This window comes from Arcobacter sp. (genome assembly GCF_050300555.1).
Classification (GTDB): Bacteria; Campylobacterota; Campylobacteria; order Campylobacterales; family Arcobacteraceae; genus Arcobacter.
In genome coordinates, this window is the sequence record NZ_JBNKXY010000017.1 from 1 (window position 1) to 20,992 (window position 20,992).

Sequence of the window (20,992 nt, forward strand, 5' to 3'; positions counted from 1 at the left end):
ATTATATCTTTTATGACTTTTTAAGGTGGCAACTGTTTGAATAAAAAAGAGTGATAAACTCACTCTTTTTTATGAGTCCCGCAGACTAGAAAATAAATTTAGAACTGGGAGGGTAACTTCGCCTTCATCAACTCGGCAGTCTTTTTTGCTTACTTTTTCGAGACCATGCAGGAACGCAGTGACTAAATCCTGTAAGGTAAAAAGTAAGAGAAACGGAAACCTTTTGGTTTTCAAGAAAATAATATTTAAAATCCAATCCCACCTCTAATTTTTATATTTAATCACAAATTAACATTATTATTTCCATATTTATTCTATAATTCCAATATATTATTAAATAGGAAAATTGATGTCTTATAGAACTTTAGAAGAAGAGATAAAAGTATTGGAACAAGGACTTCCACCACAAGAAGGTGATGGATTTATTGGGGGAAGATTAGACCCTGATGAGGCTAGTTTAGTTCTCATCCCTGTTCCTTGGGAAGCTACTGTTTCTTTTGGAGAGGGAACTGCAAAGGCTCCTGATGCCATGAGAATTTCTAGCCACCAACTTGATGTGGAAACTTTCCACTATATCAAACCTTATGTTGCAGGTATTGCTATGCTTGATACAGATAAAAGTCTGTTAAAATTAAGTAATAAAGCCAGAAAAAAAGCCCTAAAAGTAATCGAAGCACTTGAAGAAGGGAAAACAAATAAAAAAGCTCTAAAGTTTGTAAATGAAGCATCAGTTACACTAAACAGTTCAGTTTATGAAAAATCTCTTGAACAAATAAAAAAAGGCAAACTCGTAGCAGTTGTAGGAGGAGATCACTCTTGTCCTCTTGGACTTATCAAAGCTTTAAATGATACACAAGAGGAAGCTTTTGGAATCTTACACGTTGATGCACACCATGACTTAAGAAAAGCATACGAAGGCTTTACTTACTCTCACGCTTCTATTTTTTATAATGTTATGAATGAGTGTGACAAAATCTCAAATTTAATTCAAGTGGGAATTAGAGATTATAGTTCTGAAGAAGCTTTAAGAATGAAAGAGTATGGTAAAAGAGGTGATTGTTTATATGATACAAACATGCAAGCTCAATTAGCTAGCGGTAAATCATTGGAAGAGGTTTTTACACCATATATTGAACAACTTCCACATAATGTTTATCTCTCTATTGATATTGATGGATTAGAGCCATTAAACTGCCCAAATACTGGAACACCAGTTCCTAGTGGTTTAAGATATGGAGAGTTAGAACACTTAATCTTTATGATAGTAAAAAGTGGAAGAAATATCATAGGTTTTGACCTTTGTGAAGTGGGAGATAGTGATGATGGTTGGGATGCAAATGTTGGCTCAAGGGTTTTATACCAACTTTGTGGAGCCATACTTGCAAGTCAGGGAAAGATAGATTTTAAATAATCTATCTTTAACTAACAATTATCTTTATAATATTAGCAACAAGCATAAAAACAAGTACAAAAATAAGAACTTTTTTTATAAACTCTTCTCCACCTTTGATAGCATAATGACTTCCAACATAAGCACCAGCTATATTTGCTAATCCTAAAACAATAGCAACTCCCCATAAAACTTTTCCAGCTGCAATAAAAGCTATGGCAGAACCCACATTTGTAGCAAAGTTTAAAGGTTTGGTTGATGCAGTAGAAACTAAATAATCAAGATGTAAAAACTTTTTCATAGAAATAGTCATATATGTTCCAGTCCCAGGTCCAAGTAAACCATCATAAAATCCAATAGGAGCAGTAGCTAAAACTATATTTTTTTTATTTACTTCTGTTTTTTCTTCAACAATTTTTTTACTCTTTTTTAATAAAAAAACCAAAGCAATAGGAATTGCAATAATTATTGCCCATTTAATTATCTCATCAGATACAAACATTACTAATCTACTTCCAATATAAGAAGCAACTAAACAAGGAATAATAGCAATACTTACAACTTTCCAAGATATTTTTTTACTAAGAGCATATTTAATTGTTGCCATTAAAACACCAACTAAACTAGCCATTTTATTTGAAGCTAAAACATGAATTGGAGAAAGTCCACTTAAAAGAAGTACTGGAACTTGAATCATTCCCCCACCACCAGCAATTGAGTCTATATAACCAGCCAAAAAACCAGCAATAACAAAACCTATTATCCAATAAAGGGTAATATCAGCAAAAAGTTCCATAGGGAATCCTAATAAAAATATAGTTTATAAAAAAGATAGCATGAAGCTATCTTTTATGTTAAGCAAATGCAGGTTCTAAGAAAGGAATAATTTGTTTTTTTCTTGATAGACAACCATCAAGCCATACTTTTCCATTTTCAAGTTTTACATTAAATGCTTTTTCGAAAATTGAAGCATCACTAGAAGATACTAATATTTCAGAACCTTCTTTCATAATATCAGTTAAAAGAAGTGCTGCTGTATGTAAACCTTCTTCAGCTCTAAGTTTGTCCAAGTCAGCTTGTAATTCATCTTTCACATCATCAAAAATAGCTAAATCAATAACTTCAAGTTGTCCAATACCAACTTTTGTTCCGTGCATATCAAAAGGTTTATAATCTCTTAAAATCAACTCTCTAGCAGGAACTCCTTCAACTGCTGATTTTACTTTGAACATCTCCATACCTAAAGCCCCAAAGTCTTCAACACCACAAATTTTTGATAATTCTCTAACTGCTTTTATGTCAGTTTCTGTACAAGTTGGTGATTTAAAAATAACAGTATCAGATAAAATTGCACACATCATAATTCCAGCTATATTTGCAGGAATTTCAACACCGTGAAAATCATACATCTCTTTAACAATAGTATTTGTACATCCAACAGGTCTTATCCAACACTCTAAAGGAGTAGAAGTAGTAATATCTCCTAATTTATGATGATCAACAATTCCAACAACAGTTGCTTCATCTAAATCTTTTGGAGCTTGTCCTCTATCAGAATAATCAGTAATAAAAAGTTCACAACCAGCAAATTCAGTTTTTAATAAAGGTGCTTCAAATCCAAATCTATCTAAGATAAATTGTGTTTCAGGAGATACTACTCCTTGACGTGCAGGAATTGCTTCACGTCCAATTTTATTTAATAAATATCCTAATGAAATTGCTGAACAAATTGAATCAGAATCAGGTGTTGTGTGTCCACAAGTATAAATTGCCATAAAAAATTTCCTATTTTAAGTTTTCGAGATTCTATCTAAATTTTAGTTAGGGATGTTTTAAAAAATATTTCTATAACTAAATTTTAACCTTTAAAGTTGTTTCAAAGCCTCGCTCTGGATTTTTTGGAACTAATAAAGATAATCCCAAAGAACAAAAAGCGATACAAACACCAATAATAAATACAAGTGAATATGAATATAACCATAATAATCCTAGTCCAAATGGCAAAAATACTGCTGCAATATGATTTATAGTAAAACTAACAGCACTTGCACTTGCAATATCTTTTGGATCAGCAATTTTTTGAAAATATGTTTTAAGTGCAATTGCCATAGAAAATAGTAAATGATCCACAACATATAGAAAAAAAGCAATATAAACATTATTTACAAAAGCATAAGAAACAAATACTAAAATAAGTCCAATATACTCAATTCTTAGTGTTATTCGCTCCCCTGCTCTTGCAATAAACTTACCAATTTTTGGAGCTAGATACATATTTAGTATAGCATTTATAAAAAGTAGTGAAACCATATTTTCTATATTTACTCCAAACTTTTCCACAAGTAAAAATCCTGCAAATACCACAAATATCTGACGTCTAGCACCTGCAAAAAAAGTTAAAGTATAAAAAAGCCAATACTCTTTTTTGATAACTAATTTTTTTTCTTGAACAACATCATCTTTAAAATGTTCAAATCCTATCCAAGCAATAATACCTACAAATAAAGTAGTAAGTCCAAAAAAGGCATAAACATATTTATACTCCACACTATAAAATTTCATCATCACATAAATAATCACAAAAGCTACAAGCGATGTAAAAGACTTAGCAGCAGTAATTTTTCCTAAAACAATAGGGGCTCGTTGTTTATCTACCCATTGTAAAGCTAAAGATTGATTTAGTGTTTCTAAATAGTGAAATCCTATAGACATAAGGATAGTTGTTATGTATAAACCTAAAGCACTAGGATATAATCCAGTTAAAAATACACCTAATCCTAAAGCTATAATAGACAAATAAGCAAGTCTTTGTTGAGCAATAAACATAATAGCAATCACAACTGTAAAAGCTAAAAATCCAGGTATCTCTCTTAGACTTTGTAAAATACCTATTTGACTACCATTAAATGAGGCTACTTCAATAACATAGTTATTAAGTAAACTCATCCAAGCAGAAAAAGAAAATACCATAGAAATTGACATAATATAAAGTAAAGCTACTCTTGATTTGAAAAGATTTTGTATCATTATTATTCCATTATAAATTGTTTTGAAATAATAGCTTTTAAATATAAAATAAGACTTTATTTTTGCTTTTAGTTACTAAATTATTATTTTAAAATATGTTCTTCTACCACCCAATTAGCAAAAGGAATTGATGAAGTAAAAGCAGGACTTACTGCGTTTAAAACATGTACAGAATTTTCATCAGATTCCACAACAAAATCTTGTACTAACTCCAAAGTATTTTTATTTAAAAGTTGTGCTCTAATCCCTGGTGTACTCCAAGAGTTATAGCCATCGTGATTCATATTTTTTGTAAGTTTCATTGCAAGATTTTTAAAATAGTTTAGATTATATTTTTTTATCTCGCTAAAGGCTAACTTTCTAAAAGAAAAAGCATTTGTAATAAAAAGTTTTGCTTCATAAAAAAGTATTTCAAAGAATTCAGAAAATGAAAAATTATCAAAACCTTGATAATTTTCTCTCCAAAATGCTGGAATTGCTGTTGGTCCTATTTTACTTTCATTATCTACCGTTAATGTATAATGAACTCCTAAAAATGGATTTTTTAAATCTGGCACTGGATAAACATTTGTTGCTAGATTTGAGATATTGTTTTTATCTTTTAGATAAATTCCCTTAAATGGAATAATTACATAATCATGAGAAAAACCAAAATCTCGTGCAATTTTATCAGCATATAATCCAGCACAATTTATCACTTTCTTAGCTTCAAAGTCACCTTGAGAAGTTTTAACAATATTATTATATGAGCCTAAGTATTTACAATCAAGAATAAGTTGAATACCTAATTTTTCTATTACTTTTGCAAACTCTTTTGTCACTTCTTTTGGATTTACAGTTGCAGTACTTGGGCAAAGAAGTGCTTTTTTATAAGTTTTTATATTTGGATAAAGATTTTCTAACTCTTTTTCATCAAGCCAAATAAGCTCAACTCCATTTATATCTCCCCTTCTTTTTAGCTCTTCTAAACCTTTTAGTTCCTCTTCATCTATAGCCACAACAACTTTTTGGCACTCATTTATTTTAAGATTTCTTTGTTTACAAAAGTTTTTTAAAGCGATATTTCCCTCTTTTGTAAATTTTGCTTTTAATGAGTTTGCAGTGTAATAAAATCCAGCATGTAAAACTCCAGAATTTCTACCACTACTATGAAGTGCTACTTCAGGCTCTTTTTCTATCACTAAAATCTTGCTTTGAGGAAATCTCTCTTTTAAATTTTTAGCAATATTTAGTCCAATAATTCCTGCACCAATTACCAAATAATCATACATTTTTAATATCCTAACTCTTCATTTATTAAAATTATAGTAATTCTATCCTTCTCATCGGCTTTTACCCATGTGAACTTGTTTGCAATATTATCAAGGTTATGCCGTGGCTCTTTTCCCATCTCTATTGCTTTGTTATTCATTCTATCTATATTTTTAACAGCTGCAACTTCCATAACTCTTTTAAAGCCAGATTCAACATCTTCAACAATCTTATTTACTCCAACAATTGCTAAAATCTTTTTAGGACCATAACAAAAAGCAGCTACTCTATTTCCACTTCCATCGGCATTTACTATTTTTCCATCACGAGTTAAAGCATTTATTCCTGTAACAAAGATATCAGATACTAAACCCTGTCTTCTTCTTTCACTATTTTCAGCCATAGTAATACCAGCTTCATATTGATTGTGTAAAGTAATATCTTTTTTATTTATCAAATAATCCAATAAACCTATTTCTCCAACAGTTACTGAACCACCAAGCCCTACACTCATTCCTTCTTTTATAAATGTTTTTGCCAATGCAAAAGCCTCTTCTTTAGTCTGAACAAAGTGTGGATCATATCCACAAGATTTAAGTGTATCAATTAGTTTCTGCATATTTTTTTCCTTCTTTAAACATCATTTTATGTAACAACATTGAAGCTGCAAATAATACAAATCCAACAATATGTGTATTTTGAACTATACCAAAATATGTCTCAAAATTGTATGCTTCATCTTCTGTTAAAAGTAAAACTGCAGCAATAGCAAAAACAACTCTTTCTAAAATCATCATTTTTTTATCCCAAAAACCTTCCATAACAATAGAAAAACAAAGTATTCCAAAAAATGCGAAAGTAAATACTTCAACTCTTTCAAACCAAGTACCATTTACAAGTGGAGTAAAGGCAAATAATAAAGGAATAATATACATACCTTTTCCTATTTTCCATGAAACAAGTCCAGTCTCCATAGGAGGAGTTTTTGCAATTGCTGCTGCTGCAAAGGCTGCTAAACAAACAGGTGGTGTAAGATTTGAATCTTGAGATAACCAAAATATAATCAAGTGAGCTGAAAGTAAATACATAGCAACTTCAGGAAGTTCAATTCCTGCATTAACAAGAGCTGCCATTTCAGGAGTTAACATCAAACCTACAAGTGCTGGAGCACTTAAAACTGATAATACTACATATGAGGCAGTTACAGGTAATCCCATCCCTAAAATAAGTGAAGCAATTGCAACTAAGATGATAGCTATAAGTAAAGAGTTTCCTGACCACTCCATAATAAGTTGAGAGAATGTTATTCCAACTCCTGAGATATTGATAACTCCTACAATAATACCAACAGCAATCAGTAAAACTCCTGTTACTACCATATTTTGGCTTCCAAGTGCTAAAGCTTCTAATATCTCTTTTAAGCCCATTCTTTTGTTTTTTGTTAAATATGATGCTAAAACAATAGTAACTATTGCAATTGAAGCTGCATATGTAGGAGAAAAACCATAAATCAAAAGTCCAACTAATGTAGATAATGGAATAATAAAATGAAAACCTTCTCTTAAAAGTGGAAGAATTTTTACACTATTTTCTTCTCCTTTTATATTGTTCTCTTTTGCATGAATATGTATATAAAAAGATATTGAAGCAAAATATAAAATTGCTGGTAAGATTGAAACTGTAACAATAGTTACAAATGGTATATGAGTAATTTGAGCCATAATAAATGCCCCTGCTCCCATAATAGGAGGCATTATTTGTCCACCTGTACTAGCTGCTGCTTCAACTGCTGCTGCAAAAGTTCCTTTGAAACCTGCTTTTTTCATCATAGGAATTGTAATAGAACCAGTTGAAACTGTATTTGCAACTGCACTTCCTGAAATTGTTCCCATAAGTGCTGATGAGAATACTGCCACATGTCCAGTACCACCTGTGTATTTTCCTGCAACTGCATTTGAAACATCAACTATAAAATCCCCTGCTCCTGATTTAAGTAAAAAAGCAGCAAATAAAATAAACATAAATACATATGTAGATGAAATAGTAGCTATGGGACCAAAAAGCCCTTCACTTGTATAGAACATTCTATATAAAAATCTTTCAAAATCCATCCCACCAAAAGCAAATACACCCTCAAAATATTGACCTAAAAATAGTATATAAGAAATACATAAAATAATTATCGCTGGAATTATATATCCAGTACTTCTTCTAACCATCTCTATTGCTAAAGCAATTGTAAGACAAGCAACAATCACATCACTTGTTCTCATTTGACCATGGGCAACTGCATATAAACTCTCTTCAAACAACATCATATACATAAATGTACTTATTGATAGAACGGCAAAAATTATATTTAATATAGAAATTTTATTTTCATCTTTAGTAGCTTCTAATGTCAAAAATCCAAGTGATGCTAAAAGTGCAAAGTGAGCGGAGTTAAACCATAAATCACTAATTCCTCCCCAAATATTTACATTGAAGTGAAAAAGTGAAATTAATATTGCGTAAACAAAAGTAAACTCTTTGAAGTATTTTATCTGAATCATTATCTTAGTCCTTGTTCTTATAAGCTACATAAATGATTACTAATCACTTATGTAAGATATATAGTAAATAAAGAGAGTAAAAACTCTCTTTATTTTAGTTATCTATTAAATTTGCAGGTATTTTTATACCTTGCTCTTTATAATATTTTGCAGCACCTTTGTGTAAAGGCATTGGTAATCCATCTATTGCTTTTTGTAATGACATTGCAAGAGTTGCTTTATGAACACTATTTAAAAATGGTAAGTTTTCATAAATCGTTTTAGTTAATAAGTAAACTGTCTCTTCTGGAGTATCTTTTGTTACAACAAGCAAATTTGGTTGAGCAATAGTATTTATATCTTTAGTTTGACCAGGATATGTTCCAGCTTTTATTACAAATGGAGTCCAAACTGGATAGTTAGCATTGATAGCATCTAAATCAGCTTTAGTAAAGTCAAGTACTTTAATATTGTCATTTCCAATAGAAGCAAAAGCATTTGTAACTGCTGATGTTGGAGGACCGGATGGAGTTGTCATACCTTGTACTTTTCCATCTTGAAATGCAGTAGAACTTGGACTATAACCTAAATATTGTAAATCCATTTTATTAAAATCAATTCCAAGTGAACTTAAAATAGTTTCAGATGAAACTCTAGAACCTGAACTTCTTCCACCAATTGAAAATCTTTCACCATAAAGATTTTTTATATCTTTTATGTTTCCTGTTTTTGCATATTTACTTTTAATAGTAAATTGCTCAACATTTTGCCAAAGCATAGTAATAGATCTAAGATTTTTTTGAGGGTTTCCTTCATATTTATCTTTTCCTTGCCAAGCCATTGAACCAAAAAGACCTTGTAAAATAGCAAAATTCACTTCACCTTTACCAAGCATATCAACATTTTCATTACTTCCCGCACTTGTAATTGCTGAAAAAGTAACTTTATGCTCTTTTGCTAATTTAATAGAAGCAATTGTTGCAATACCAACACCAACTGGATAATATGTTCCACCTGTACTAGCTGTTGCTATAACATACTTAGTCTCTTTTGATGCAGCATTAGCACCAGTTAGCATTGCTGCAGTTATAACTGAAGTAGCTAATATTTTTTTGAAAATTGAAATATTCAACATCTTATTCTCCTTTGTTTTTGTACAAAAGAAGTATAACATATTTTGAAACCAAATTGTTTCAAAATTGTTTTAATTTATGAATTTATTTAAGAACTACCATTTATAGGGATATTATTTTTTATAATTTTAATAGATTTGATTTTACTTTGAAACAATTTATACTTATATAGTATTTTTTCTTTATATTTTTATGCATTATATATTTCTATCTTGAAGAGGTAAACCTCTTCGCTTCTCTTACTTTGTGTGGACAAAGTAAGCAAAACCACCAACAGAGTTTCAAAGCCCTTTGGGTTCCCTCACTTATTATTATATAAGTTCCGCAACGCAGAAAAAAAAGACTGAAATCTTAGGGAGCTTTGCCTTCATCAACTGGGCAGTTGCTTTCTTTGTTACTTTCTTTTCAACAAAAGAAAGTAAAGAGCGAAGACCGTCAGGTGTTCAAGAGAATAGAATATAATTCTATTTACAAATAATTAGTATCCTGTTCCCAAATTTTTGCCTAACATTTGACTAAACCGACAGTTTTACCTGTTTGGTGATAGGATTTGTTGTGTGATTAAGTTAATTTATTTCTAAAGTCTTCAATTACTTTTTGTGTATATTTATTCATATCGTCTAAAATATTAAAATTTGAAATAATATCTATAAACTCTCTTATTGAATACGGCTTGATATATATATCATGTGTATCATTTTTAGATTTTACAATTTGATAATCAAAAAACTCTTGTGTATCTTGATGTACTTGAGGAGCAATAAAGGATAAATATTTTATAAAACGATTTGCAAATTCATCATTTGAAAATAAATGTCTAATAACTGATGTAGTTTCATGATTTAATTGCTGTGTTTTATTTCGTATTAAAGTTACTTCTATTAGCCAATATATTGTTTTAGAAAACACTTCAATATCACCTGTATTTCCAGGTGCATGTGAATATGGTTTTCCAATATGGTCTGCTTTATAGTTAGGTCTAATAATAAACTGACTTTTATATTTTAGAGCTATTAATATTGAAATGAAAAATTCCAATTTTAAAGGTTCTGGAATTTCTTTAAACTCTTGTATTTCTGTAGTTTTAGAACCAATTTTTTCGATACTCTTAATGATAATATCTTCAGTAATATTATAATCTTTAATAATATTATAAAGCTGTTCAGTATAAATATCACCAACAATTTTATCTTGTTCTCTATATTTATATAGTAAATCTAAAAATATATCTGTGTAAGTTTCAAATTTTTGGAAGAATAAATTTTCGTCATTTTTTTCATCATCAATTAAATTAAAATCAATATTACAAATTTCCTTAATGTAGTCTAGCTTATTTTCATTTATCTGAATAAGTTTTTTGCCTGAATATTTTATTGTAATAAAACCTGATATTATAAAAAATCTTCTAACTACATCGGGATAATCTTGCATAGTGGTTTTATAATTTGTAGTTAAACTATAATGTTCTTTAATAAATTCAAAAGTAGTATCATAATCTTTAAATTTATTATTTTCAATTATTTTTAAAAAATTTTCTACATTGCCATCATTACTAAAAGTGGCGATAATAAACTGTTCATAACTTAACGATTTATTAGTTTCTTTTAATTTTAACAAAACCATTAGAATAAATTTAAAAAAATTAAAATCATTACTAACATTACGATAAGGAGATTTTCTATTATATTTCATAGCTTGTATAGAAAAGGCTTCTTGCTCATCTATATCTCTATCTATTAACATTTTTGCAGTTTTGGACAATCTAAACTCTTGGTTATATCTAGCAAATACAAAACCAAGTTCACATAAAGCTCTCATATATGTCCAAAATCTTGATTGATACCCTTTAGGAAAACCACCATCAGCATTTCTTGAACTATTTACTTGAATCACTAAATCTTTAATGTCGCTAATTGTTGTATTTTCATTAATATTTATTTCACTACTTGTAACAACACCTTCTAAATATAAGGCTGATACCATATTCAATAAAATATTATCATTTAAAATTTCTCCATCAAAATCCCTAACTACTGTTAGAATATCAATATATCTTTCTGGATTTCTGACCGCAGTATCAAATGCCATTTGTTTATATGTTGGAACTCTCTTTTTTCTTTTTGCCATCTCTCTTTTCCTTAAAATATTTTGTTTAACTTCCTCAATTCTTTGTAAATTTAATTTATATTATAATTTCGTTGTTTCTATGTTGATATTATATCTTAACGCAATTTGTTCAAAAGCTAAATTATCAAATCTTCTATCTAGCCATACATTAAATTCAATATCAATCATAATTAATAACTAAAACTTCTTCAATATTTTTAACTGAATTGTCATGATAGCTTATATAATTACTTTGAATCTTTTTTACACTATACTTTTTCATCCAATCAAGAAAAATATTATTTACTCTTCCTTTATAATGTGTTACATTTGATATTGCAAATTTTATATTTCTTTGATGTAAGTTATCTAAAAAATTCAATAGTTCATGTTCTTTATCTTCATTCCAAACTTTATTATATTCACTGAATGTAATTAGATATGGTGGGTCTAAATACATAAAATCACCTTCTTTAAAACCATTTTTAATGATAAAGTCTTTAAAGTCTAAATTTTCAAATTTAATATTTTTATTTTTTATAAACTCAGAATAATCACCTAAAGCTTGTAGAACATTTTTATTAAAGTCAACATTTCCAACGGGAACATTAAATTCACCCTTAGAATTGAATCGTATCATTCTATTAAAACCATAAATTAGCAGTAAATATAATAAAAGATAATTTTTACTTTCTAATATATTAAAATCTTGTTTTAACTTATCATAGCCTTGTTTATTAAACTTGGCATAATATGTTTTTTTATACTCTTTTTTTAATTGTTTAGGAACTATATCTTCTAAAAAAGACCGTGAAAGATTATATTTTTTGATATATTTTAATACCTTATCTATAAAGTCAATTTCACAAGCTTTTGTCTGTAAAAAAAGATGTAAATTATATATGTTTTTATCAATATCATTTAAAATATAACTATTTGCCTCTACATTTAAAAATACTGAACCTCCTCCTACGAAAGGTTCAATAAATGTATTGATATTTTTTGGAAAATATTGTTTTATTTCTTTAATAAGTTTGTACTTGTCTCCAACATAAAACATTGGTGATCTTTTAATTTTCTCCATGTTTTACCTTTGTAATAAATAAATATTCTCTATGATTATCAAATTCAGTTTTTCCTGTATTAAATTGCTGATGCTCTTTTTCATATATCTTTGTAGTTCCTATTGAATTTAAAATTTCTTCAATCTCTTCTAGTGTAATTTTATTTTTTGATGAGTTACTTTTTGAGTTATAAGTATTATTGTAAGAAACTGCAAAATATTTTGTTTTTATTGAATGTACAAGTTCATACAGTCTTTTTTTTGCACTAATTCTGCAATAATCACTCATATTCTCAGGTTCTGGTTTTAATGCTACTCCATGAAGCTTTGGCTTATTCCACTTTGTTAAATTTTCTAAGACATGATAAAATCTACTGTATTGTCTTGAGTTATATGGTGGATCAATATAAACCAAATCTGTATTTATTTGATTTACTAATTTATTTGCATCTTCTTTAAATATTGATATTTTATTACTTGACTTTATTGGCTCAATTGGCTTTAAAAAGAATTTATCTTCAATATGATGCTTTTTAAAATAAGCATCATAATGACCTACAGTATTTGCTATTTTATCTACTGAATACAATAATGAAGCTATTAAAATTGAATACTCTTTATCTGTTAAATTTTCTTTGTTTTCTTCAATGTTTTCTCTTATGAAACCTATAATTCTAGCTGAGTTATGGCTAAAATATTTTCCTCCGAAATTTTTAGAAAAATAATTTTCTTCTAAATCATCAGAATTTATATTATTATAGTTTCTAATAATATTATTGATTTTATCTTCATCAAAGCTTTTTTGTTCAAAAAAAGCTTTGTAGATAATATTGTTAGAGTACAAAAAATCATTTAATATTACTTCTTTATATTGGCTAATCGCTACACTAGAAACAATCCCTGTCCCTGCAAAAATATCTGTAAAGCTTTCGACATTTTTACAATCTTGTTTAATAATTGAAAAAATCCAATCCAATAATTTTTGTTTATTTCCTATATATCTTCTATTGTGTAATTGATGATAATTATTTTTTATTTTAGGTAAAAAGTATTTATACTCTGTAATTTTGGCAATTGAACTTTCATAAATTGGTTTTTCTATTTCTAAAAAATCAAATAATGTTTTTTGTTCTCCTTCCGATATATAATCAATCTTATTTTCATTTGATAATTGACTAAAAAAGCTATAACTGTCATTTTTTGAAATTATTAAAAAATCAATAACTTTAATACCTATCAAATTGCCAGCTTCTGTAATTTTTTTAACGATTTCTTTATCATTTTGACTTGGAGTTGCATTGCCTGTTGGGTGATTATGTATCAAAATAATATTTGAAGCATTTAGTTCAATTGCAGGGTGAAAAATTTCTCTTGGATGAAATAAGCTTTTATCTACTGTACCAACACTTATAGTTTCTTTTTTTACCAATTCATTTCTAGCATTAAGATAAAAACATACTAAATATTCTTTTTTCTTATCTCTTAATTCATAGGATAAAGAAAGTACATTTTGTGAGTTTTTAATAACTATTTCATTTTTATTCTCATCAAAAAATCTTTTTATCAATGAAATAGCAGAAATAATTTGTAAAGCTTTAGCTTCTCCAATTCCTGAAACCATTTTTAATTCATTGAATGTAACATCTAAAAAAGTTTTTCCAAATTTTTTAATTATTTGATTTGATAATTTTTGTACATTAGTACCTTTTATTCCAGTTCCTAATAATATAGCCAATAGGTCAGTTTTAGACAGAGAGTCTGCTCCATATTTTAATAACTTCTCTCTTGGTCTTTCTACTTTTGGTATATCTTTGATTTTTGCCATATTCTATTTGTCTTTTTTAATTGAATTTTACCATATTAATCTTATTTTTCTATATGCACATAACGACTATTTTGAAAAATAAGTTTACCAGCATATTAACTTATTTATCTCCTAGTACTTATTAGCAATTTTATCTTCAATGTGTTTATATGGGTCAATAATTTTGTCATATTCATTTTTATGGATTCTCTTAGATTCAAAATCTATTTTAATATCTTGTAGAAACTTCATAAAGTCTGGATTCTTTTCGGATAACTTATTCATTGTTTCCCAATCAAGATTCTCTCTTTTTCTAGCATGGAATAAAACAGATGAAGAGTCAATATCATCAAGATTTAATTTGATAATACCAATACCAAATGACATTGATAATCTTTCAAGTTCTGACAATAAATCATCATCATTTGCAATATTAGATGCGACTAAATAGCCTTCATGTGCCCAAGTTGAATTTGAAACAGCTTGAAAAAACGATTCTCTATAATTACTTTTATCAAGTTTTATTTTTAATTCAAATGAAAATAATTTTAGAGAATTATTGTCAGTAATTTTATTAAAGTCTAATAAATTTGTGTTCCAATCATCAATAGGTAAATAAAATCCAACCATATCTGGATGTAGCCATTCATTAAAACCTTTTTTTGTTGATTTTTCATGAAATATTGTCTTTGTATAAATATTTCTACCTCTATTAAATAATGGATTTGCATTTGCAAAATATGCTAAGAGAGGATGCAATTCTCTTTCGTGAAACGTAGTTTTTTTAACTGGTGTTTTTTGTTCTTTTTCTTCTATTTTTTCAATAATATTTGTCGGTAATTCATCTTGTTTTGATTTTAAATAGAATCTAGCAGGTCTTTTCCCAACTTTAACAAAAAAACTTTTTTCATTATCTCTTGTATCTACAAATAATTGTGCACCAAGTGTATTCCATGGCGTACTACCACTAGATTTTAATTGTTGGTCAAGTGATTGATTAAGACCATGATCCCATATTTCTTGAGGTGTTAATGGTATATCAGAGTTTGTTAAAACTTCTTTTGCAAAGTCTTTAAAAGTTATTGCCATATTAATCTTCCTTTTATATTGATAACAATTTATTCAGTATACACTATATACAAAATAGCCTAAAAATTACAAATTCTATACATTAAAAATATAGTAAATAAACATATATCATTTTATATTCTACACTAATAACTTCTCTCAATCAAATACCCCAAACCTTTTTTTGAAACAATAAAATCATCATCAGCAATCTTATCTTTAACCCTTTTTATAACCGTTCTCATAGTTGCATCAGAAGTTTCTATATCATCCCAAATATATTTTTTAAGATATTCTTTTGTTTTTATCTCTTTTATATTTTTAACTAAAGCCTCTAAAAGTAGTTTTTCTTTTTTTGATAAATCTACTAAGTCATTATTTTTATATAAAAGATTTGTTTTTCTGTTGTATTCATAGGTATTGTTTATTTTTACAATCTCTTCTTCTACTATTTCATTTGACTTATCTTCTAAAACTTTTGATTTAACTTTTTTTAGCATCTCCATCATATTTTTTACTTCTAATGGTTTTACAAAATATGAGATAACATTTAAATTTATTGATTTAAACAAATACTCTTCATCTTTGTATGCTGATACTATTATGAACTTTTGATTTTCATTTATATTTGTAATACTTTCAATCATACTTAGTCCATCCATATTTGGCATTTTGATATCTGTTAAAACTAAATCAAAGATTTCATTATCTTTATATGCTTTTTCATAAAGTTCTAATCCCTCTTTTCCATCACAAGCAATTTTAACTTCATCAAAAACCGTATCAAGATAAAAACTTAATATCTCCCTTGCATCCTCTTCATCTTCAACTAATAATACTCTTGTAATATATTCACTCATTTGATATCCTAAGAAATTAAATATTTAATGTAATGGTAAACTTAACACCATCACTTATATTTTCTACTTCTATTTTTCCTTTCATATTAGTTTCTATAATTGATTTTGTCATATATAAACCTATTCCTGTACCTTGCGTTTCAAACTTAGTTGTAAAATATGGTTCAAAAATTTTATATAAAATCTCTTCACCTATATTTCCTCCATTATTTGATATTTCTAACTTCATTTTTTCCTTATCTTTTTTCAAAGATATGTTTATAATTGCTTCAAAATCTTCTTTTTCTTTTTTCATTAGTAAGGCATCTTTTGCATTATTTAAAATATTTAATAAAGCTTGTTTTAGTTCATTTTCATAGTTTGTAATTTCTACTTTCTCATACTCAAAATTTATCTTTATATTTTCACTTTCATATTGATTTCTTACCATATAAAGTAAAGTATCAATAGACTCATTTACAAAAAATTTGTTTTGTGTTTTTGAGGGTTTATAAAAGTTTCTAAAGTCATCAATTGTTTCACTCATGTACTCTATATGTTTATTAGCTTTATTTATGAACTTATCTATTTGTTCTTCACTTACTGCAATATTTTTATAATTATCCCTTAAAAATTGGAGTATCAAGGAGACATTATTTAGTGGTTGTCTCCATTGGTGAGCGATATTACCTAACATCTCTCCCATAGCTGCTAGTTTATTTTGCTGGATTAGGATTCTATCTTTTTCTCTATTTTTACCTAGTTCATCTTCTACTTTTAATTTCAGTTCCTCTTCACTTAGTTTTATTTTTGTAATATCATTTAAATATCCGTAAAAATGGCTTACTTGCCCAGAGTGATTTTTAATAAGTATTACCCTACTTGATATCCATCTTATTTCATTTGCTGCATTTATCATCCTACAAATAAAAGTAAAATTTTGTAAATCATTTTTCACAGCTGCATTTATTGCAACTTGTACCTTATCAACATCCTCTTCATGAATCAAATCCATAAACTTCATATTCTCTTTTTCAAACTCTTTTTTGGTATATCCAAAAGTTTGAATACTATTTGAAATATATTGTACAGATAAATTTTGATTATTAACAAGTTTAAAAATTACAATTTTCCCATCTTCAACTAAGAGTTCAACGTCAAGTAACTCTTTTTTCATCCTTTTATTTTTATCAATATCCATAGACATCATAAGCATTCTGTCTAGTTCATTGTTATCATCAAGGAAAGATTTACCACGAGCAAGTACCCACTTAAAGCCATCGTTTTTAGTTTTTAATCTATACTCACATATAAAAGTATCATCTACTTTTGCAAAAATTTTATCAAAGAGTTTTTCCACATTTACTTTATCTTCATTATGAATTAGACTAAACCAATCAGAAAAAGTAAGTACTTCATCTTTTTCATAACCAAACATATCTAACCATTTATCTGAAAAATATATTTTTTGGGTTTTAAAATCAATATCCCACAATCCATCATTTGAAGCAATAATTGCCAACTCAAATCTTTTTTTCCAATGAATTAAAGAGACAGTTTTATTTTCCAATTCATCATTATATTCAGTAATAATTGTTTTAATAAAGTTTGTAAATAAATATGTGAGTAAGATAAGTAACCCAGCACTTATCAAGATATAAGTATAAATTTTAAAAAGCAGTGTTCGATAATCTTTTTTGATTTTGTTAATAGTATCTTTTATCTCATTTTCTACAATTTTTCTATCATAAAATATAGATACCAAAAAATCATATTTTTCGTAAAAGTATGTATAACTTCTAAATTTCTCACTATAACCGAAATTATTATAATAATATTCTAATATCTCAAAAGACTTACTCTTTTGCTTTGTTCTTAATAACTTTGTTGAATCATTATATTTCTTTTGTTTATAAAAATTGTATGTGCGTTTAGAAATAATATCATAAAACCAAATATCAAATTTATCAGTATTTATAGCACTTATAATTGCATTTTTTGTGATTTCACTAATTGAGTTAATAGTAGAAAATGTGCCAATATAATAATCATCACCATTTATAGAAATAGTATCAAAAAAACTAAGTCTTACTGTTCTTGCAACATCATCTTTCCAATATTGAAGATTACTTTTCCCTTGAGAATAAATATACTTAAGAATTAAATTTTTATCTTTATCTTTTTTATAAGAAAAAATCAGTTCTTGTAGATATGAAATTGATTCTTTTCCATGAAGTATAGATAAATCATTTTTCTTAAATATTGCAATATTTATATTATTTGATTGTTCTATATTATTTAAAAAATTTTCTAGTTTTTTAGGATCTTTTAAACGATTTGATTGAACAAAACCTATTACTTTATAAGTGATATTTTTAAGTTGTATCTCTTCGATAGTAAATCTATTTTTTAACTTTTTTTCTACAAAAGTTTTAAATCTACTAATCTCTTCTTTTTTTGTAAATTCATAATTTAAAAAATATTTTTGTTTAAGTAAATCTATTTCTCTTGCTTGTTTTGAATCTAAAATAAAATAAGTAATAATACATGATAATAAAGCGATTACGATTATAAAAATAAGTGGTATTTGTGAGTATAATCGCTCTATATCATTTAAGCTATATTTTTTATCATTTTTAAAAAGCATTTAATTACCTGTTTCATAATTGTTTCAGACTTAACAATTATATTGAAACTATATTAAATATAGCTAATTAATTAAAAACTGTCCTACAGATCTATCTTTTTTTAGTCTGCTGTGTTCAACAACAACACCGTGCATAGATAAATAAATGCCAGGTTTAACATCTGCATTTAAAAATCCTAAAGCTTGTGAGAAATTCATAGTAGCTTCAACTTCATCAATACTCATAGGAACCATTGCACCTGTAAAAACTATAATTTTACCTTCAATTTTTCCTTCAAAAAATTTTGAAGTCAAATCAACTGTATCTGTTCCATGGATGATTATAATTTTTTCAGATGTACTATTTTGTACTTCTTTTAAAATTGTTTCTCTATCCTCATCTGTGAAATCTAAACTATCTTTAGAAACTATATTTTTAATATCAAAAGTTACATTGTGACAAGATTTAATTATCTTGTCCAATGCTATATTATCACTAGGAACTTCAAGTTTTCCTTTGATAGGATTATATCTTTTATTAAAAGTTCCACCAGTGTTTAGAACAGTTATTGTCATTTTGTAGTTTCCTTCATAAGATTATTTACCATATTTTCAGGTTTTAGTAATTCATCTAACTCTTCTTTTGTAAATAATTCTTGCTCTAAAATTATGTCATATACTCTTTTGTTAGTAGCTAATGCCTCTTTTGCAAGAGCTGAACTTTTTTCATACCCTAAAATTGGATTTAAACAAGTTACTAAAGTAACAGAGTTTAAGATATTGTTCATACAAACATCTTCATTTGCAGTGATACCTTTAACACATTTTTCACCTAAAGAATAAAATGCTCTTCTCATCATATTTATAGAAGTAAATAATTTATATGCAATTAATGGTTCAAATACATTAAGCTGTAATTGTCCACCTTCACAAGCAATAGAGATAGTCGCATCAGCACCAATTACTTCAAAAGCAACTTGGTTTACAACTTCTGGTATTACTGGATTTACTTTACCAGGCATGATTGAACTTCCTGGTTGCATTGGAGGAAGATTTATTTCATTGAATCCTGCTCTTGGACCTGAACTTAAAAGTCTTAAGTCATTACATATTTTAGAGATTTTAATTGCAACTCTTTTTAATATTCCAGAGATATGTACAAAAGCACCTGTATCTTGAGTCGCTTCAATTAAATCTCCAGCAGCAACATAATCTACACCAGTTACTTCTCTTAAGTTACTGATAACTTTTCTTTGGTAAGCAGCTTTTGAATTAATCCCTGTACCAATTGCTGTTGCACCTAAATTTACTTCTTTTAAAAGTGCTTGTGCTTCTCTTAGTCTATAAATATCCTCGTCAATCATTACAGCATAAGTTTTAAACTCTTGACCTAATGTCATAGGAACTGCATCTTGAAGCTGTGTTCTTCCCATTTTAAGTACATCTTTAAACTCTACTGATTTTTCTTCAAAACAATCTCTTAAAAATCTCAAAGAATCTTTTAATTTATAAATTAACTCATGTAAAGTAAGTTTAATAGCTGTTGGGTAAACATCGTTTGTAGATTGACTCATATTGATATGATTATTTGGATGAATAAACTCATATGCACTTTTTTCTTTTCCCATAATTTCTAAAGCTCTATTTGCGATTACTTCATTTGCATTCATATTTGTAGAAGTTCCAGCTCCCCCTTGAATTGGATCTACTATAAATTGGTCATGAAGTTTTCCATCAATAATTTCATTACAAGCTTGAACGATTGCATCTCTTTGTGCATCTGTTAAATCGCCTAGTTCAAAGTTTGTTAAAGCACAAGCCTTTTTAACTTTTGCAATTGACTTTATAAAATTTGGAAACAATGATATATCTGTTTTTGTAATATCAAAATTCTCTTTTGCTCTTAATGATTGTATTCCAAAGTATTTATCCGATGGAATCTCTTTTTCCCCTAAAAAATCTTTTTCTATTCTATGTTTAGTTCCCATAGTCCCTCTTTTGTTTTTAATTAATAATTCACAAAATAATAGTGTAAATAAGTATGTAAAAAGTGTGTTTTTATTTCATAATTTTAAATTACGAAATAAAAGCAAATTCTACTATTAAATAAATATAAAATCAACAAAAAAAAGTAATAAAACTTGAAATTTCAAA

Annotated in this window: 16 protein-coding genes and 1 pseudogene; 1 reads left to right on the forward strand and 16 read right to left on the reverse strand. The window is 27.6% G+C overall.

What is annotated here, in order from left to right:
* The first annotated feature begins 349 nt into the window (after positions 1-349).
* Positions 350-1,411 (forward strand): agmatinase family protein, encoded by a 1,062-nt coding sequence (locus ACQY5W_RS11465; protein WP_428025112.1) that lies wholly within the window; start codon positions 350-352, stop codon positions 1,409-1,411.
* A gap of 7 nt (positions 1,412-1,418) precedes the next feature.
* Here the strand turns inward: ACQY5W_RS11465 and ACQY5W_RS11470 are convergent, their stop codons facing one another.
* From ACQY5W_RS11470 to aspA, 16 genes and pseudogenes are all read right to left on the reverse strand, one after another.
* The gene (locus ACQY5W_RS11470; protein ID WP_428025113.1) at positions 1,419-2,186 is read right to left on the reverse strand and encodes a sulfite exporter TauE/SafE family protein; all 768 of its coding nucleotides are present in this window, start codon (positions 2,184-2,186) and stop codon (positions 1,419-1,421) included.
* 58 nt (positions 2,187-2,244) lie between these two features.
* Positions 2,245-3,165, reverse strand: coding sequence for a manganese-dependent inorganic pyrophosphatase (locus ACQY5W_RS11475; protein ID WP_428025114.1), 921 nt, complete (start codon positions 3,163-3,165; stop codon positions 2,245-2,247).
* A 76-nt stretch (positions 3,166-3,241) separates the two neighbouring features.
* Positions 3,242-4,417: an MFS transporter gene (locus ACQY5W_RS11480; protein ID WP_428025115.1), complete on the reverse strand. Its 1,176-nt coding sequence runs from the start codon at positions 4,415-4,417 to the stop codon at positions 3,242-3,244.
* 83 nt (positions 4,418-4,500) lie between these two features.
* A complete protein-coding gene (lhgO, locus tag ACQY5W_RS11485) occupies positions 4,501-5,688 on the reverse strand; it encodes an L-2-hydroxyglutarate oxidase (protein ID WP_428025116.1) in 1,188 nt (395 codons plus the stop codon).
* A gap of 2 nt (positions 5,689-5,690) precedes the next feature.
* Positions 5,691-6,287, reverse strand: a complete 597-nt coding sequence (locus ACQY5W_RS11490; protein ID WP_428025117.1) for a lactate utilization protein — start codon at positions 6,285-6,287, stop codon at positions 5,691-5,693.
* Positions 6,271-8,220, reverse strand: coding sequence for a TRAP transporter permease (locus ACQY5W_RS11495; RefSeq protein ID WP_428025118.1), 1,950 nt, complete (start codon positions 8,218-8,220; stop codon positions 6,271-6,273). Before ACQY5W_RS11495 ends, ACQY5W_RS11490 begins: the two co-directional genes overlap by 17 nt.
* A gap of 94 nt (positions 8,221-8,314) precedes the next feature.
* The gene (locus tag ACQY5W_RS11500; RefSeq protein ID WP_428025119.1) at positions 8,315-9,334 is read right to left on the reverse strand and encodes a TAXI family TRAP transporter solute-binding subunit; all 1,020 of its coding nucleotides are present in this window, start codon (positions 9,332-9,334) and stop codon (positions 8,315-8,317) included.
* Between the two features lie 559 nt (positions 9,335-9,893).
* Positions 9,894-11,459: an AlwI family type II restriction endonuclease gene (locus ACQY5W_RS11505; RefSeq protein ID WP_428025120.1), complete on the reverse strand. Its 1,566-nt coding sequence runs from the start codon at positions 11,457-11,459 to the stop codon at positions 9,894-9,896.
* 160 nt (positions 11,460-11,619) lie between these two features.
* Positions 11,620-12,522: a DNA adenine methylase gene (locus ACQY5W_RS11510; RefSeq protein WP_428025121.1), complete on the reverse strand. Its 903-nt coding sequence runs from the start codon at positions 12,520-12,522 to the stop codon at positions 11,620-11,622.
* Positions 12,509-13,537, reverse strand: a complete 1,029-nt coding sequence (locus ACQY5W_RS11515; RefSeq protein WP_319045496.1) for a DNA adenine methylase — start codon at positions 13,535-13,537, stop codon at positions 12,509-12,511. The genes ACQY5W_RS11510 and ACQY5W_RS11515 overlap by 14 nt, the downstream gene beginning before the upstream one ends.
* Before the next feature lie 153 nt (positions 13,538-13,690).
* Positions 13,691-14,326 (reverse strand): annotated as a pseudogene (gene radC, locus ACQY5W_RS11520) (RadC family protein); the annotation flags it as partial.
* Between the two features lie 111 nt (positions 14,327-14,437).
* The gene (locus ACQY5W_RS11525; protein WP_428025122.1) at positions 14,438-15,394 is read right to left on the reverse strand and encodes a COG2958 family protein; all 957 of its coding nucleotides are present in this window, start codon (positions 15,392-15,394) and stop codon (positions 14,438-14,440) included.
* Between the two features lie 125 nt (positions 15,395-15,519).
* Positions 15,520-16,233, reverse strand: coding sequence for a response regulator transcription factor (locus ACQY5W_RS11530; RefSeq protein ID WP_428025123.1), 714 nt, complete (start codon positions 16,231-16,233; stop codon positions 15,520-15,522).
* A 16-nt stretch (positions 16,234-16,249) separates the two neighbouring features.
* Entirely contained in the window at positions 16,250-18,859 is a 2,610-nt protein-coding gene (locus ACQY5W_RS11535; protein WP_428025124.1) for a PAS domain-containing sensor histidine kinase, read from the reverse strand.
* A 63-nt stretch (positions 18,860-18,922) separates the two neighbouring features.
* A complete protein-coding gene (locus tag ACQY5W_RS11540) occupies positions 18,923-19,414 on the reverse strand; it encodes an asparaginase domain-containing protein (protein ID WP_428025125.1) in 492 nt (163 codons plus the stop codon).
* Entirely contained in the window at positions 19,411-20,826 is a 1,416-nt protein-coding gene (gene aspA / locus ACQY5W_RS11545) for an aspartate ammonia-lyase (RefSeq protein ID WP_428025126.1), read from the reverse strand. The genes ACQY5W_RS11540 and aspA overlap by 4 nt, the downstream gene beginning before the upstream one ends.
* Between the last annotated feature and the right edge of the window lie 166 nt (positions 20,827-20,992).

Coding starts and splice junctions, on each gene's coding strand:
- ACQY5W_RS11465 (WP_428025112.1), top strand. CDS start 350: ATGTCTTATAGAACTTTAGAAGAAGAGATAAAAGTATTGGAACAAGGA.
- ACQY5W_RS11470 (WP_428025113.1), bottom strand. CDS start 2,186: ATGGAACTTTTTGCTGATATTACCCTTTATTGGATAATAGGTTTTGTT.
- ACQY5W_RS11475 (WP_428025114.1), bottom strand. CDS start 3,165: ATGGCAATTTATACTTGTGGACACACAACACCTGATTCTGATTCAATT.
- ACQY5W_RS11480 (WP_428025115.1), bottom strand. CDS start 4,417: ATGATACAAAATCTTTTCAAATCAAGAGTAGCTTTACTTTATATTATG.
- lhgO (WP_428025116.1), bottom strand. CDS start 5,688: ATGTATGATTATTTGGTAATTGGTGCAGGAATTATTGGACTAAATATT.
- ACQY5W_RS11490 (WP_428025117.1), bottom strand. CDS start 6,287: ATGCAGAAACTAATTGATACACTTAAATCTTGTGGATATGATCCACAC.
- ACQY5W_RS11495 (WP_428025118.1), bottom strand. CDS start 8,220: ATGATTCAGATAAAATACTTCAAAGAGTTTACTTTTGTTTACGCAATA.
- ACQY5W_RS11500 (WP_428025119.1), bottom strand. CDS start 9,334: ATGTTGAATATTTCAATTTTCAAAAAAATATTAGCTACTTCAGTTATA.
- ACQY5W_RS11505 (WP_428025120.1), bottom strand. CDS start 11,459: ATGGCAAAAAGAAAAAAGAGAGTTCCAACATATAAACAAATGGCATTT.
- ACQY5W_RS11510 (WP_428025121.1), bottom strand. CDS start 12,522: ATGGAGAAAATTAAAAGATCACCAATGTTTTATGTTGGAGACAAGTAC.
- ACQY5W_RS11525 (WP_428025122.1), bottom strand. CDS start 15,394: ATGGCAATAACTTTTAAAGACTTTGCAAAAGAAGTTTTAACAAACTCT.
- ACQY5W_RS11530 (WP_428025123.1), bottom strand. CDS start 16,233: ATGAGTGAATATATTACAAGAGTATTATTAGTTGAAGATGAAGAGGAT.
- ACQY5W_RS11535 (WP_428025124.1), bottom strand. CDS start 18,859: ATGCTTTTTAAAAATGATAAAAAATATAGCTTAAATGATATAGAGCGA.
- ACQY5W_RS11540 (WP_428025125.1), bottom strand. CDS start 19,414: ATGACAATAACTGTTCTAAACACTGGTGGAACTTTTAATAAAAGATAT.
- aspA (WP_428025126.1), bottom strand. CDS start 20,826: ATGGGAACTAAACATAGAATAGAAAAAGATTTTTTAGGGGAAAAAGAG.